Below are 14,821 nucleotides of genomic sequence, written 5' to 3'. Positions count from 1 at the left end.
CACCGCGCCCACCCGGACGGACACGATCACCACCCCGGTGGGGCCAAAATTCGTGAAGAACTACGACCAAAGTGGGGCCAAGTCAGGTGACCACACTCACTTGGAAGCTGTAGCCGGCTCGGAGTTGGGCTTGCGTAGCATCGACGAGTTCGGAGGTGATGACTCGGGACGCTCTCGCCCGGAAGGCTTCGATGATCTCGGCAGGGGTCGGGCCGCTCATTGCCTTGACGGTAGCGGGAGGGGCCTTGTCGGTGGGTGGCGGCATCATCACGGTCAACATCAGTTTCGTGTTACGTTAATTGAGTGAGACCACTAGAGGTCTACGGCTCGGCCCTCAAACGTAGGTTCACCGAGAAGGACATTCGACACGCCCTGGAGCACGTGCACATCGAATACGACGTGATCGATGACGAACCGCCACGGACGTGGGTGTTTGGTTACACGCCGGACTCAATGCTCGTCGAAATGATCGTGCTCCATTGGGCGACGAAAGACCTCGTGATCCATTGCATGAAGGCCCGGAAGGCTGAACTAGACAAAGCCGTACGCATCACGGAAGGCAGTAACTGACATGGCAACGTCAAAGAAAGATGCGGGCGCCGCCGGCAAGATCCTCAAGTCGACCAAAGGGAACAAGTCGGTTGCTGCGTCGGATTTGGCGCAGGTGACCAAGGGTAGGCCTAGGAAGATCCCGGTCAAGGCGCGCCCTTTGGTGTCTCGGACACGGGTCACGCCTACGACTATCACTAAGTCGCCAGTGCCGGCAGCGCCCTACGGGTTTCACGCCAACGACGACCGCCCGCTACCTGAGTCTGTGGACGACGAGACCATTGCGCGGTTGGTCGCTGAAGCTGAAGCCGGTATTCCCGCCGAGAAACTACGTCGTCGCGGACGTCCCGCGATGGGCGATGAAGCGGCCAGCACGTATTCGGTTCGGCTGCCCGACGATCTGGTTACCCTCGCCGATCAGCGTTCGCAGATCGACAGTGTGACGAGGGGGGAGACGATTCGTCGTGCGCTGATCGAGTACCTCACGAAATGACTGAGGGAAATCCGACGGGGATCATCGCGAGACAGACCATGACGTCGGTGGTGCGTTGACTCAGCAACCACGCTTGGTGGGAATTGATCGCTTGGACCCGCAAGAGCGGGCGGCGTGCTTGCTCGCAGTCGATGCACTGAGCGCTGTTGAAGCAGAGGCATGGGACGTCGACGGCCGCCAAGGGGCAGTAGACGTGATGATCACACTCGGGGACGGTCGTAGGGCAGCGTTCGAAGTGACGAACCTTGGGGACGAAAACGCGCTGAAGCTCGCGATGAAGTTGTTCAAGGATCGGACGTGGCCGGTACCGGGTGACTGGTTTTGGACCATCGACGTAGGGTCCCTCGATGACCTGAAGCGACTGAAGGGGTGTTACGAGGACATCATTCGCTTCTGCGAGAGTGTCGGGCAGCCGTATCCCCTACCGGATTGCGTGGGACTCGTCTGCGCACCCGGATCTGCGGTGGCTGGTGAACGAGTCGTCATCTGAGATGACGGGCTACCCGGACATACGGGTGAAGGACATGACGAATCCGGGGGCTATGGTCGTGCCGGCTGCCGGCGGCGGCGCGGTCGACGAAACGTTGTCGGGATTCGCCGACGCGTTGGGCGAGGCGTTCGACGATGACAACATCAAGCGGCACTTCGAGAAGCTCGCTAGGGCCGTCGATGTCGATGAGCGGCACCTGTTCATCCCTATGCACAGTAGCGCTCTGCCGTTCAGTGTCTTCTCGGAACTGGTCTTCGAGGAAACGTTGCCACCTGATCCGCCGCCGCTCCCGGACCACGTCACCCACCTGTGGCTGGCACCCGAGGCTTCCCGGCGTGTGCTTCTGTGGAGCCGCGACGCGGGCTGGCGGAACTTCCCGGCAACGAAATGCTGAAGGCTACGGACGCAACGGACCACCAGGATAGAGTCAGGTTGACGACATCACTTGGGGGCGCTAATGGTGAACTGCGAGCATGCACCCGACGGCCCGCCGATCGAAACGGAGCCATTGGCTGACCTCAGCGGCGTGTTTGAGGTCAAGAAACGGTTCCGCTGCAGGAAATGTGGTGGCACCTACATCGAGTCCTACGCACCGGATGGGAAGACCAAACTCGATTGACACATGAACCGGATGGGCCGCCCGGTCATACGTATTGCGTCAGTGCGAAGTGCTGAGCCTTGTCATCGCGGTGTGTGGTCGATCACCTCGGCAGCGATGCGCAGCACCTCAATCAGTTCGTTGGCGTCGGCGATGCTAAGCACGATGCCCTGCTGGGTGTGGGTGATGTCGACCCCGTCGGTGAGGTTGGCGATCTTGTCGGCCCATGCTGTGAACAGGTCAGCGGGATCGGCGTCGACTTCGGACACCTCACACCGTTCGCAGACGTGCTCGCCGATGTCGCCGTACATCTGCTCTAGTGCGTAGGCCTGGCCGCATCCGACGCATGGCGCTCCAGTCGCCGTAGTAGTAGGTGCTGATGGTGAGGCTAGGTCGCGGTCGAGTGCGTCGCGGTCCGGTCTCGGCGGTTGTGGCGGCTGGTTGTTTGCGTCCTGCGGTGGCGGTCCGCGTGTCCCGATTGGACAGCACCTTGATCGTTGGAGGCCGGCCGAAGCCCTCCCGTCTGTCGACGGTCTGAGTACTATCCCGCCCATGAGGGGGAAGCTCAGAGTGACAACATGCGTCCGTGTCGCAAGAGATCGTGTCGCACGCTCGAAGGGTGGCCGATCTTGACCACCCCAGCCGGTTGGTACCCCGATCCCCAGACTTCGGGAAGCATGCGCTACTGGGACGGGGTGCAGTGGACTGGCCACACCGCGCCCGCAGTTGTGCCACAACCACATAACGCGAACGCTCACTCGGTGAGAGCGGAAGCACAGGAGCAGCATGTGTCAGTCTTCGGTGCGAAGAGACGCGCCGAGGACTTACTGCGTGAGAACACCGATCTGCGAGACCAACTGAGCCGATTGGGCGGCCTTGACTTCATCCAGATCCATGCAGAAATTGAACGCGGCAAGGCTGTAGTCACCAAGCTCACCGCCGAGAAGGCGGGTCTCGAGCAGCGCGTACAAGAGGCCAGCCGAGACCTCGTGGAAGTGGCGTCACGTGTCGAGATGCAAGACGTCGGCCTCTACCAATACCACCACCCAGCGGAGTCCTCAGTCGCGCTTAAGGACGCGTTGGACTCGGTGCAAGCGAGGATCAAGCAGTGCGTACGCGATAAGGCGGCAATCTCGGCGACGACCAACTTCACCTTCAACAACTCGGCCGCCAAGGGACGAAAATTCGTTTCGGACATGTCCCGAATCATGTTGCGCGCCTACAACGCTGAAGCCGAGAACTGCGTGAAGACAGTGAAGGCCGGCAACCTTCCAACGGCGCAGGCCCGCCTGCGGAAAGCGATGGACTCGATCGAACAGCAAGGCAAGATGATCGACCTACGGGTCACGGAGTACTACCACGGCTTGCGCCTCCGAGAGCTTGAGCTGGCAGCCGACTTCCACATGCGCGTGCAGGCCGAAAAGGAATCTGAGCGCGAGAAACGCGCCGAACTCGCCGAACAACGCAAGGCGGAAAAGGAACTAGCGGCCGAGCGCCAGCGCTTAGCGAAAGAGCACGCCCACTACTCGAACGTGTTGACCTCGCTAGAGGCCAACGGCGACCATGCTGGCGCGCAACGGATTCGGGAACAGTTGGCAGATGTTCAGCGCGCCATCGACGACGTCGACTACCGCGCCGCCAACATCCGTGCCGGGTACGTTTATGTGATCTCCAACGTCGGAGCGTTCGGCGAGAACATGGTCAAGATCGGCATGACCCGGCGGCTAGAACCGATGGACCGAGTGCGTGAACTCGGTGATGCATCAGTGCCGTTCCGATTCGACGTCCACGCCCTGTTCTTCTCCACCGACGCCGTCGGCGTGGAAAACCAACTGCACCACGCCTTTGCAACCAAGCGCGTCAACAAAATCAACCAGCGGCGCGAGTTCTTCTACGCAACTCCCAACGAGGTGCTGGGTTTCCTGAAGGCTAGCGTCGGAGAAGTCGTCGAATACACGGCCTCGGCCGAGGCAGAGGAATACCGTCTCAGCCAGGGAACGGCCGACGCCTCGGTTTGAGCGCCTCGGCGGAGGTGAATGAGCGCGGCCCCATCGGCGAGAACCGCGCGGGGCGCCTGTGTTGAAGACATCCATGATGGACAACGCAGGCTGACACAAGCTGTTTTGCGGTGTATGAAGCGGCGTCCAGTTACTGGGAGTCCTTCTCTCAGTCTTCGGCACATCGCTGCTCATCTCGTGTCGGCTGAGGTAGCCGACATGTTCGTCGGAGGTGGTTGACGCCGCGCCTCGGTATGCGTCGAAAGCTCGGATTGCTTCGGCGAGGTGGGTGAGGCCTTCGGCGAGTTCCTTTCAGGCGGGGTTCTCCGTGATGCGGGGCGACGGCGCGGAACTTGTTGGCAGCGCTGGTGGCCCATTGGGCAGCGTTCATGTAGGTGGTCGTCGCGGTGACGGTAAGGACCCGCAACCGACACAACTGAGCTACTTCGAGGCATCGTATAACCGCTAGGAGTCGCTTCGCGTCCAGGTCTCGACGGTGACGCCGTCGTGCGTCGTGACCGAGGATGGGACCGCTCGCTGCCGTAGCCGATTCGACGAGCGGAGCTATTACTGGAAGACAGTATCGGCGATGTTCCGCCGTACGGGAGAGCTCAGAGATCCGGCGCAATCACCGCGAACGCGGCGCTTCAATCCAACTACGCGTGTTGGTCAACGCCAGTAGGTTTACGACTAATGGAACTAACTGAACTCGCTGCTGCGACCAATCCTGAGCAGACGGTTTTGCTCCTTGGCGCAGGCGCCTCAATTCCGTCCGGCGCCCCGACAGGGGCGCGTCTGGCTCGGCACCTCGCTGAGAGGATGTCCCCAACGCCAGACGGCGACGACCTCTCGGAGATCGCGGGCATCTTCGAAGGCCGACTCGGCCGAAGAGAACTTGCGATTGCCGTCAAACGAAGGTTGAAGGACCTTCTGCCTGCGGGCGGCATCCTTGCCCTCCCGACCTACCGCTGGAAGGGGATCTACACCACCAATTTTGACCGTCTCGTCGAAATCTCCTACCAAAACGCCGGCGTCGACCTCGAAGTCGTGCGCTCAAACTTCGATTTCTCGAATGCCACCGGCAAAACAGCGGCCGTCCTATACAAGATTCACGGCTGTACCAGTCAAGACATCGGGTTCGGTGATCGGGCACGGATGGTCCTAACCGAACTCGACTACGACGAGGTACATCAATATCGCCAATCCTTGTTCGTCAGCTTGCAGATGAACATGATGAATGGCAACACGCTAGTTGTCGGTCAGTCGCTGCGCGACCACCACCTGCGCGAACTCGCCAAAGAGGTGGGTGCTCTCCGGACGCAGGGTGTGCAAGGCCGCGTTTTTTTGCTCGTCTATGACTATGACGAAGATCGTGCACGTTTGCTCGAGCAGCGGGGCATTGAAGTCGTTCGCGGCACCCTTGACGAACTGCTACATCACCTTCAATCGGTCCTGCCGCCTGCAGCACCTTCTACCGGCGATCTTCCAGGGCAGTCCCCCACTTCACTTCCACCCCAGCTGTCTACTACAACAATCACAGTCGCTCACGCCGTCACTCTTGCGGGCGATTCCTTACGTCTGTTCAACGGAAGTCCCGCGACCTACGCCGATATACATAACGGATTAACCATCACACGCGGCAATGAGCCCCGACTGCGACAGTTACAGAACGGTCGACGAGGCTTTTTTCTTGTCCTTGCGGGCGCTGCTGGCGTAGGGAAGACCTCGTTGGCGCGAAGACTTCTCCACTTCCGTCACGGCGAAGGGTTCCTCGTCTTCGAACACCTGAATCATTATCCACTTGACTTCGACAGCTGGATCCAATTCGAGACGAAGCTTCGAGCGAACAATCGCCAAGGCATCCTATTGATTGACGACTGCGCGCAACACTTGACAGCCGTCAGTCGACTCGTCGATGTGCTCGGTAAGCTTGACCGCCCATTTTTACGGGTCGTCGTAACCGTGAATGCGGCTCAGTGGAAAACGCGCACCAAGTCACCGTATTTCTATAGCCGCGGCACCTATGAGCGGCTGTCACTGCTGGCTGATAGCGATATTCGTGAGATGATCAATCTCGTCGACCGCAAGCCGGAAATACGAAGCCTTGTTGAACCGGCCTTCCTTAATTTGGGGCACGAAGATAAAGTCCGGCGCTTGCGCGAACGCTGCAGCGCGGAAATGTACGTGTGCCTCAAGAACATCTTTCAAACCAAGCAGCTCGATGACATACTGCTAAAAGAGTTCGCAGACCTTGACGACGACGCCCAAGATGTATACCGGTACGTGGCCGCGGTGCAGTCGATGGGTGGCAAGGTTCACCGACAACTAATCATGCGTCTGCTCGGACTTGACGTGAACGGTTTAATGAATTTGCTCGAACGCATGGCTGACGTTGTATCTGAGTACGACATCAACGTGCGCACGGGGCTCTACGGATGGTCGACGCGTCACGATGTCATTGCGCAGGTGATATCGACCTATAAATTTGCCGACCAGGAAGAACTCCGATTGCTGCTTGACCGCTTGATCGAGGGGCTCAATCCGACAGAATACTTGGAGCTCGAGACGGCACGTGGGATAGCTGGCAACGCGATGGGGATATCGCGGCTAACCAGTCGCCAGCACCAGTTGGAGCTTATGCGCAAATTAATCAACGTAGTTCCTGGCGAAAGGACCCCCCGGCGACGACTGATTAGGATGTTTCTCGACGACGGTCTGCTCGACGAAGCGGAGCGTGCCATCCGCTCTGCGCAAGAAGAGCTCGGCAAGGACGGCATCGTCGAACGATACAGAGCCACACTCACGTTGCGCCGGGCACTAAACAATGTTGGGCTGATGGAAGAGGACCGCTATGCGATGCTCTTGGAAGCTGAACGTATTGCATTGACTTGCGTGTCGGCGTGGCCGCATGATCGTTACAACTATCGAGTGCTCGCGGACGTTGGTATAGCACTCGCAGACCGCTTTATTCGTCTGGAGGTTCTGGACAACACCATCGCACTCATGAAAGACACCGAATCGGATAACCCCGATCCCGATTTCATCCGCGACCGCCGCGATCTCGAAAGAACTCGGCGACGCTACTCCATGTAAGCGTCAGAACGGATGAACAGGACCACCGAGTTGATCCCCAATGCAAGGTCAGCTGTTCAACAGTGACTGGCAAACCGGATCTAGTGCAATGCCAAACGTTGGTCGGTCAGGGTTTCAAGAGTTTCGGTTCCAGCAGGTATCCGTTACGGTTTTACTCACTGCGCTTGCTCAGACGAAATGCGAAAAAAGCCTGCAACGCCGCAATCAAGGCGCTGCCACCAATGCCCAGCCAGATGCCGGCTTTGAAGGTGTCATGAGCTTGTTTGTCCAGCACGTCGTCTCGGACGCCGGTGAGTGGTAGAGGGACATGTGTGTTCCTGTAGTCCCATCTCGCTATCGCGACACGGGTCCATTGGCTAGCATGCCCATTTACCGCTTCCTCGATATACGTATTGACTATAGGTGCCGGATCAGTCCATGAATACTTGTCCGCATTATCGACCGCGTATGATACGAAAACGTCGTGAGGTAACGTTGGGTCCAAGCGCTCGTTCGGATCGAATCCAAACGTTGAAGCGTCAGCGAAGTAACTTGGGAAATGCACCTGCATGCGAGAAGCAGTCGTCCTGAATGCCACTCCATCTATTCCACTTAAAACAAGATGTGCGCCGTACCCCGACTCGAATGGAGTTCGTGACGCAAACGGAATGACAAGGTAGTTTTCCATGTCACGCGAGTGAACTTCGCACGGTGATTTCAAGTGGTTCGTACTCTCGCACTCATCGACTTTTGCTCCTGGCTGGGGAAGTGTGACGATGATTGAGGGTGGTTCTTCAGATATAGCACCAGCTACTAATTTATTATCGTAGGTAACGCCGACGTTGATGTCTATGCCCCTGCTTGTGTGAGTTTCATAGTAAACCAACTGACTGACGGGGACGTCTTTTCCGTTGTTCTGAAGACTCGGGATCGATATCGTAAAATCAGGCGACATGCGTGAAAGGTCTTCAGTGGGTGCAACGTATTTCTGGCTTGTTTTCAACGAAAAAGCCGCGAGACCAAAGAATGCGATGATCGGAACCACAGTGATAATGAGCGACTTAAACACCAATGACTTGCCGCGTTGTCCTACTGGCGGGAATGGGATCGTTGGAAACCCGTCGGGATCAACTGCGTACGGAACGCACGGTGCGATGGACGGCTTGTGCACCTGAACTGGGGCGTCATCCTCCGACACGGAGCTACCTTATCAAGATTCGTTGGACTTGCTGTCTAAACCGAAAGGGTTAAAACCAAGGCGAGGCGACCCAAGACGAGGACGTTTTGCCTGGGGTGTGAGACCATCTGACGATGTTCGACGCAGCGGTGTGGGGGACCGTCGGGCAGTGGGTAAGCGGTATCGGTACCACATGCGCAATGTTGGTCACGGCATCGGTCTTTGGTGTTGACCTCTACCGAAAGCGTAGAGAGCAAGCCTTGTCGGTCGTCGCCTGGGTGAACGAATCTCCGACGCTCAATCCGGTGTTACATCCGAAGCCGCCGCCCACTATCGAACAAGGAAGATTCAAATACGATATTACGATCGCCAATCTGTCAAACAAACCAATTTTCAGTCCAGGTGCCTTTATCCAAAACGAAGACGTCGAGGTTCTCGATAATCGATACGAAGCATTGTATGACCGTGGACTGGCACTGGTCCCACCACGCGGGTTCAAATCAGGTCGAACCATTTTTTTTAAAGTGAACAAGGAAGGAGTTTTACAGCGGACCGACATTTCAGCGGGTGAGGAATTCACTCAAAGAGTTGGTTTCGAATATGAGCTGCGCGATTATCTTGTATATGTGTTTTTCAACGATTCACATGGCAATCAGTGGGTTAAAGATTGCCGTTCCATGAGACTATTGAAGGCCAGGGAGGGCCGAGAGCTTCTTCATGTGCAGAAAGGTATGTTTAGGCGACTCATTAATAAATTAAAATATTGAGTTAATAACATAAAATATTGAGCATTCCCGTAGCGCGAATAGAAGAAAACATATTCTTAACCATGCAGACATGGGCAGTTACTGCGACATCAGCATCGAACAAGGCGCACTCCGTATGACGTTCGAGTGGCCAAGGATTGTCAAACAACCTGTCGGGCTGACTGGTTGTCACGGTCCATTAAATAGGCGCCTGCAGTGCCAGATCGCCACTAACTGTTCACGGTCGTTGGCCTGTGGCGATCCAAAGGCCTCGATGGTCTGGGCAGGGGTAGGGCCGCCGCCCACGAAACAGACCCAGTGCCCTTGCGCCATGAGCTAGCAGCGTCGTGCTTGGGGCTGACGACGGACGGAACGGCGGCGGAGGCGTGGTAGTCGTGGACGTCGAGGAGTACGGGTCACAGCAGCACGGGCGGCGGCGTATCGGAGCCTATTGACTGTTGGTGGGCCGAACCCAGGTGACGGTGTTGCCTCGCCCGACGTAGCTCAGTTCCAACGATGTGTCGGTGAGTTTGAGCGGCACGTACACCAAATTCAAGGCGGGGGCAGCGTTGGTGATCGCCAGCCATAGGACGCAGAGGGTGGCGGCGCTGTCAGGCATCTCATTCTTCGCTGGGGAATCCTTCCACGGCGCGTAACTCCAGGTACCTGATTGTGGTGTTCCGCCGCCTTGGGAGGTCAGTGTCCCGTCGGGACCTAACGTCATGACTTGGGTGCCGTCTTGCTCTTTCCAGTCGCCGACGAACTGGTCGGAGGTGAATTTCGTTTCAGCGCAGGCGGTGTCGCCCGCGACCACGGCCGTGGTCGGGGCTGCGATCAATGAAGACGATGGTGTTGAAGCGTTCGCGTTAGTTGAAGCGTTCGCGGTGCTGGGGGCCGGGGTGGGTGCCGACGTGCATCCGACGACCATCACGGTGATCCCGCCGATGAGGCATCCCAGAGGGGTCCACTTCTTCATATTCACCCTCCCAAGACCTTCAACGCATTGTTGTAGTAGGTGGTTCGCACATCCAAGGCGTGGTCGCCACCATTGACCATCTCAGTGATCGCCTTGATGTCTCCACCGTCGGCGACGGCGTTGCCGTCGTGGTTACCCCAGTACCACAGTGCCGTCTTGAACGCGTACTGCGGTTCGGCGGCGAGTTCGGGGTGGTCGACGAAGTCCACACCGAGATCTTTGCTCATCTTCTCGTAGTTGTAGCGGCCGGTCACTTGAATTGCGCCGCGCCCCTTGTACTTCGGTCCGTCACCGGGCTGGGTGTTGCCTAGATCGGTCCTGCCGTCGTATTGGGTTCCGTCGGCGTACTCCTCATAAGTGTTGAAACGATCTGACTCGACCGCAACCTGGGAGATGAACGCCGCCTGCCGCAGCGGCGTGTTCATTCCACCTTCGCGCATCGCATCGTTGAGAGGGCCGACGATGTCCTGGGCCTTCTGCGGCGTGAGTTCTGGGACGATTTGTTGCAACTGTTGGGCAGTCATCGGGTGGTAGTCGCCGCTGCCGGGGGGTGTGGCTGGTAGCGGCGTCGGGGGCACCTCGTGGCCGTGTGAGTCGAGCTGGACGTCGCCGACGGCGGCGCGCATCGCGGTGGCCAGTTCGTGATCAGCGGCGGTGGCCTTGGCGTGTAGCGCGTCGAGGCGTTGCTCGAGGTTCGGTAGTACGCCGTCGGGGTCGTTCGGATTGGCCACGTAGTCGACCATCCACGCCTTGTCCGGGACGTACCACCGGTGTTTGGCGGCCTCCTGATCGATGTCGGCCAACTCCGACCGGCACGCGTTGGCGTCGGCTTCAGCTTGCTCGACGGCTGCCACGATGCCCGGGGAGATCCGGCCTTGGGCGTCGATGCCTTGGCGTTTGTGGTTCATTTCCTGGTGGAAGGCGTCGCCAGCCTCCCCACCCCAGTCTGAGAGTTGTTGTTGCACAGAGCCGAGGGTGTCGCCGAAGTCTTTGTAGGTGCCGTCACGGTTCTTGACGACGCGGAAGACCTGATCGATCGCGGAGGCGTCCCAGCGTCGCACCTCACCAGGGCTGAGATCGGACACCCGGTTAGAGGCCCATCTCCTCGGCGGCCGAGGCGACCGACTGCGAGGTGTCGGTGTCGGTGGTCGAATACGCTGCCGCCGATTGGGTCATCTTCTCGCTGAGTTCGGTGATCGCGGCGTGGTCGGCTGCGTGACGTGCAGCTACGGCCGTGGTGAAGTCGCGCAATGCGTCTGCGGATTGACCGATCCAGCCGGATGCGGCGTCGGCCAGGTCGGTCTCGTGGCGGGCGAACGCGACAGCTGCATCGTGTGCTGCATTGGCGACGTGCCCGCCGCCGCCGTGCACGATCGCTGTGTCAACCTTCAGCGGCTCAGCCATGACCACGCCCCTTCCGCCTCGACGCTCCCCAACCTAGAAAGTCTAAGCCGCCGCACCACCACACCAACGCACTGAAATCCGGCCCGAATCAGCGGCACACTCCGAGGAACCCGATCTGCCGACCCATGGTCGTTTTGTCGCGCGGAACCGGGACAGACCCCCCCCACCGCCTCAACCGAGGATCGGCCGCCCACGACGCCGAGCGTACCGACGGGCTGTTCAGTGAGATTTATACGTCTCCCACGCTTGCGGGAGAGTCAGGCCCTCGGCGGAGTATCTGTCAGCCCATAGGTCGCCGAAGCGCTTCTGGTCGACCACCGTGATGTCTGACTGTTGGAGTTGCGCGTAGTGGTACCCGGCGGCGTACCGGGAGTTTCTGGCGTTGCGCTTGTACTCTTCGACTTCGGCGTCCCCTAGTAGCCGGGTGACTGTCGACCCTGCGGGTAGCTCCATGGTCCAGGGCTTCCCGCCACCGGCGACAGGCCCAGACGTCAACGTGTAGGTGGTGGCGTGCTTGCCGTCTGCAGCTTTCTTGGAATGCAGGGTCACTTCCTCCACTTGGAACAGTTGTCGGCCCTGACCGCGGTCGACCACCAGCGAATTTCCGGGTTGAATGGTGTCGATTGGTACCTTCAGTACGTAGTGACTGCGTGAGTCTCGGGGCATCTCCGGCATGTTGCCGATGGTAGGCCGAACAACCCGGACGTTACTGGTCAATCGGGAGCCCGTGGATGGCTACTCTGGAGTCGAGTATCGGGATGTGAGGGAGGGCACTGGTGAACGGGCACCTGTGGGAAGTAATCGCCGTAGGAGTGATGTTTGGGCTGCTCTTTGTGCCCCGGCCCACTCGAAGGATTCTCGTTTCGACCTTTCTGCACCCGCGTTCGCGGTCGCTGATTCTCCGCGAGCCGATCGAGGGGACCGGCACGGTACTTGACGGCGAAATCACCACGGCGGCGTGAGCGATTCAACGCTCGACACCGGCGGCCCACTATTCAGAACGGTGCTGTGGATGGTTTTCGCGGTGTTCGTTGTCGCGTTCGCCGGGTGGGCTGTGGTTGGGCTTTGTGTTGCGAATCCGACCCCGCCTCAGACCGCTGTCGTTGATGGCCTTGACTGGGTGGTAAAGATCGGTTTCGGCACGCTCATCGGCTTGCTGGGCGGGAAAGCCACATAGCAGAAAATCGATAAGCCCCGGGGTTTTTCATTTCTCTTTGAAGGACAAAGCCCGCAGGTCAGATACCGTAGGTCAACCAACGGTATGCGAAGGTCAGATACGGCCGCAGAACCTTAGGCGGGTCGGGTCGGGTCCGCTGGGATGTCCATCAACTCGCTGGGTAGGTCAGCGATTAGATCTAGATACTGCTGGCCGCTTGGCGTGACGTCGTACAGCTCGTTGATGGTCGCTATTCGACCGAGGGCGGTGCCGTTCCGATTGGCTTCGAGCACGCTTGGTTTGGGGGCGATTAGGCCGACGCGGTGCAGTGACTTCGCCTGGTCCATGAGTCGTTGGCCGGTGTGGTCCCGTTCGAAGGGCACTGGTTCACCCCGGTCCAGCTGGTGTAGGAGTGCGCGTTCACCGTCGGTGATGAACCTCGCGAGCATGAACCGCAGTGCATCAATGTCTTGGGCTTGCTGCTCCTGTTTCGCTTCGACGGCTCGCAGGTACTTGACTGATGCGCCGCCGGGGAGGTCGATGCTCTCGAAGACAGTCCTCAGCCACGGCAGGAAGCCGACGACGAGAAGGGTGATAGCCCAGCCGTCGATCTGTCGTGCGGGGTCCAGGACGTGCCAAAGGAGGAAACCTGCGGCGGTCATCGACAGGATGACCGACGGAATGATGTACGACTTCGGCCAGTCCCCCTTTGCCATGACGGCAGCGTAGTGCCTGCTTAATTCTCGCGGACCGTCATCCAACGGGGTCGGATTACAGATCCGACCCCTGTTTCGGTGAGCGCAGGCCAGATAGCGAACTGCTGCTGTGTGGGGATGGGCCGGTTTCCGGCCGAGGTCGGGGCTAGTCGTCGGATGTGGCGATCCAGTGGTTGTCGGGTTCTGCCATGACGGCCTCCTCGATGAGCTTCGCTAGGTGCAGTTCATCGTCGTCGGGGTTGCTTCGGACAGTCATCGCGAATTGGACTGCCCAGCACGCCACGAAATTGATGACGTCGTCCTTATCGACGTTGTCCAGTTCGATGTGAGCGAGGTTGATCGCCATTGTGTCGATGAATGGACGGATGGTGATCGCTTGCCCCTCGTCGGCGGCGAGGTTGTCACGTAAGTGGGCATGGAGGATTTTCCATGCGTACTTGCTAGCGTCCATCGTCGTCGTCCTCCGTCGTTGGCTGGTCGTCTAGACGGCGGCGGAGATGGCATCGAGGATCGTGCCGTGGTGGTCTCTGACCACCACGCACCGTTCGCCCTTGCCGTTGGCGATGATGCGCTTGAGCACCGCTTCGGGCGGCGGGGCCGATGTTTACGTCGTCGGTCATCGGATTGCCGCCTTCGGGGTGCCGATCTCGGTGGACCGGTGAAGACGGGCAGAGTCAGCGGCTTTGCGGCCGGCCTGGTGCGCAGACTCTGACCAGCCCGTCATGCTGACACCTTTGTAATGGCCACGGGCGTCGTTGTTGTCCTGGTAGAACTTCTCCACCTGGCGGGTCTTTTCGGCGAGCACAAGAGCAGTGCTAGCGGTTCCCGACTGTTCGTCTGCGGTGATCGCTTGGGCGGTGGTGTCCTTTTGGGCCGTCTGTAGCCGAGTGCCGATGCGGTCGGCGAACGCTACTTGGAAGATGGCGCGGGCGGTCTGTTTGGGCACCGGCGCATAGTCAAAGTCTTTATACGAGCGGCCGAAGGCGTCTCGTCGGGTGACCTCGCGTAGGTCCATCTCGGTTTTGTAGGCACCGGTCGCCAGCCAGCGTTCCGACGCCGCGACCATCTGCCCCAGCAGCGATCCGTAGAGGGTGATGGTGAGGTCGATGTCTTCGACGAAGCCATACAGCGTCACAAAGGTGGAGTTGTGCGCGATGGTGAGTTTGGTGTTGTTGGCTCGGGCTATCTCGCAGATCAGCTCGACGTAGTTCTTCAGCCCGTGCTTGCCGCGCTCACCGATGGACACGACACGTGTGAGCGGGGTCGTGGCGTTGCGTTTCTTGGTGTCGTGGGCGCGGGCGGTGGCCAAACTGATGGAGTACAGCGTGGACAGTTCCTGCGCTCTCACCATGAACGCGTCACGTTCAGCTTCGTTGTCCGAGCCTTCGGCCATGGCCAATAGGCCGGCTAACCTCTCTAGTGACCGGTCGTCTGTTGTCGTCATCAG

The 14,821-nt window shown here is 59.1% G+C and carries 17 protein-coding genes; 7 read left to right on the top strand and 10 right to left on the bottom strand.

Annotated elements, in window-relative coordinates:
- Positions 1–82 precede the first annotated feature (82 nt).
- Positions 83–220, bottom strand: coding sequence for a hypothetical protein (locus tag H7J06_RS11690; protein WP_264039011.1), 138 nt, complete (start codon positions 218–220; stop codon positions 83–85).
- Between the two features lie 83 nt (positions 221–303).
- On the opposite strand from H7J06_RS11690, the gene H7J06_RS11685 reads away from it, so the two are divergent.
- The 3 genes from H7J06_RS11685 to H7J06_RS11675 all read left to right on the top strand — a co-directional run bounded on the left by H7J06_RS11685 (position 304) and on the right by H7J06_RS11675 (position 1,926).
- Positions 304–570 carry a hypothetical protein gene (locus H7J06_RS11685; protein WP_264039010.1) on the top strand — a complete coding sequence of 89 codons (267 nt, stop codon included), beginning with the start codon at positions 304–306 and terminating at the stop codon, positions 568–570.
- A 1-nt stretch (position 571) separates the two neighbouring features.
- Positions 572–1,042 carry a hypothetical protein gene (locus H7J06_RS11680; protein ID WP_264039008.1) on the top strand — a complete coding sequence of 157 codons (471 nt, stop codon included), beginning with the start codon at positions 572–574 and terminating at the stop codon, positions 1,040–1,042.
- Positions 1,043–1,533: 491 nt separating this feature from the next.
- On the top strand, positions 1,534–1,926 hold the full coding sequence (locus H7J06_RS11675) for a hypothetical protein (protein WP_264039007.1): 393 nt from the start codon (positions 1,534–1,536) through the stop codon (positions 1,924–1,926).
- Positions 1,927–2,213: 287 nt separating this feature from the next.
- On the opposite strand, the gene H7J06_RS11670 is transcribed toward H7J06_RS11675, so the two are convergent.
- Positions 2,214–2,441: a hypothetical protein gene (locus H7J06_RS11670; protein ID WP_264039006.1), complete on the bottom strand. Its 228-nt coding sequence runs from the start codon at positions 2,439–2,441 to the stop codon at positions 2,214–2,216.
- A 267-nt stretch (positions 2,442–2,708) separates the two neighbouring features.
- On the opposite strand from H7J06_RS11670, the gene H7J06_RS11665 reads away from it, so the two are divergent.
- On the top strand, positions 2,709–4,148 hold the full coding sequence (locus H7J06_RS11665; protein WP_264039005.1) for an SNIPE associated domain-containing protein: 1,440 nt from the start codon (positions 2,709–2,711) through the stop codon (positions 4,146–4,148).
- A gap of 672 nt (positions 4,149–4,820) precedes the next feature.
- Positions 4,821–7,220 carry an SIR2 family protein gene (locus tag H7J06_RS11660; RefSeq protein ID WP_264039004.1) on the top strand — a complete coding sequence of 800 codons (2,400 nt, stop codon included), beginning with the start codon at positions 4,821–4,823 and terminating at the stop codon, positions 7,218–7,220.
- A 151-nt stretch (positions 7,221–7,371) separates the two neighbouring features.
- On the opposite strand, the gene H7J06_RS11655 is transcribed toward H7J06_RS11660, so the two are convergent.
- Positions 7,372–8,397: a hypothetical protein gene (locus H7J06_RS11655; protein WP_264039003.1), complete on the bottom strand. Its 1,026-nt coding sequence runs from the start codon at positions 8,395–8,397 to the stop codon at positions 7,372–7,374.
- Between the two features lie 113 nt (positions 8,398–8,510).
- Between H7J06_RS11655 and H7J06_RS11650 the strand changes: the two genes are divergently transcribed.
- Positions 8,511–9,143 (top strand): hypothetical protein, encoded by a 633-nt coding sequence (locus H7J06_RS11650; protein ID WP_264039002.1) that lies wholly within the window; start codon positions 8,511–8,513, stop codon positions 9,141–9,143.
- A 427-nt stretch (positions 9,144–9,570) separates the two neighbouring features.
- On the opposite strand, the gene H7J06_RS11645 is transcribed toward H7J06_RS11650, so the two are convergent.
- The 4 genes from H7J06_RS11645 to H7J06_RS11630 form a co-directional block, all read right to left on the bottom strand.
- A complete protein-coding gene (locus H7J06_RS11645; RefSeq protein WP_264039000.1) occupies positions 9,571–10,098 on the bottom strand; it encodes a hypothetical protein in 528 nt (175 codons plus the stop codon).
- Positions 10,099–10,100: 2 nt separating this feature from the next.
- Positions 10,101–11,183 carry a glycoside hydrolase family 19 protein gene (locus H7J06_RS32360; protein ID WP_264038999.1) on the bottom strand — a complete coding sequence of 361 codons (1,083 nt, stop codon included), beginning with the start codon at positions 11,181–11,183 and terminating at the stop codon, positions 10,101–10,103.
- A gap of 4 nt (positions 11,184–11,187) precedes the next feature.
- Positions 11,188–11,502, bottom strand: a complete 315-nt coding sequence (locus tag H7J06_RS11635) for a type VII secretion target (protein ID WP_264038998.1) — start codon at positions 11,500–11,502, stop codon at positions 11,188–11,190.
- Positions 11,503–11,721: 219 nt separating this feature from the next.
- Positions 11,722–12,177, bottom strand: coding sequence for a hypothetical protein (locus H7J06_RS11630; protein WP_264038997.1), 456 nt, complete (start codon positions 12,175–12,177; stop codon positions 11,722–11,724).
- Positions 12,178–12,460: 283 nt separating this feature from the next.
- Between H7J06_RS11630 and H7J06_RS11625 the strand changes: the two genes are divergently transcribed.
- A complete protein-coding gene (locus H7J06_RS11625; RefSeq protein ID WP_264038996.1) occupies positions 12,461–12,679 on the top strand; it encodes a hypothetical protein in 219 nt (72 codons plus the stop codon).
- A 113-nt stretch (positions 12,680–12,792) separates the two neighbouring features.
- Here the strand turns inward: H7J06_RS11625 and H7J06_RS11620 are convergent, their stop codons facing one another.
- From H7J06_RS11620 to H7J06_RS11610, 3 genes are all read right to left on the bottom strand, one after another.
- Entirely contained in the window at positions 12,793–13,374 is a 582-nt protein-coding gene (locus tag H7J06_RS11620; protein ID WP_264038995.1) for a hypothetical protein, read from the bottom strand.
- A gap of 145 nt (positions 13,375–13,519) precedes the next feature.
- Positions 13,520–13,825, bottom strand: a complete 306-nt coding sequence (locus H7J06_RS11615) for a hypothetical protein (protein WP_264038994.1) — start codon at positions 13,823–13,825, stop codon at positions 13,520–13,522.
- Between the two features lie 165 nt (positions 13,826–13,990).
- Positions 13,991–14,818: a DUF2786 domain-containing protein gene (locus H7J06_RS11610; protein WP_264038993.1), complete on the bottom strand. Its 828-nt coding sequence runs from the start codon at positions 14,816–14,818 to the stop codon at positions 13,991–13,993.
- Positions 14,819–14,821: the final 3 nt, after the last annotated feature.

Source organism: Mycolicibacterium hodleri (assembly GCF_025822245.1).
Classification (GTDB): Bacteria; Actinomycetota; Actinomycetes; order Mycobacteriales; family Mycobacteriaceae; genus Mycobacterium; species Mycobacterium hodleri.
The sequence above is the reverse complement of the archived record's forward strand: the minus strand, read 5'-3'. Positions and strand labels throughout refer to the sequence as shown.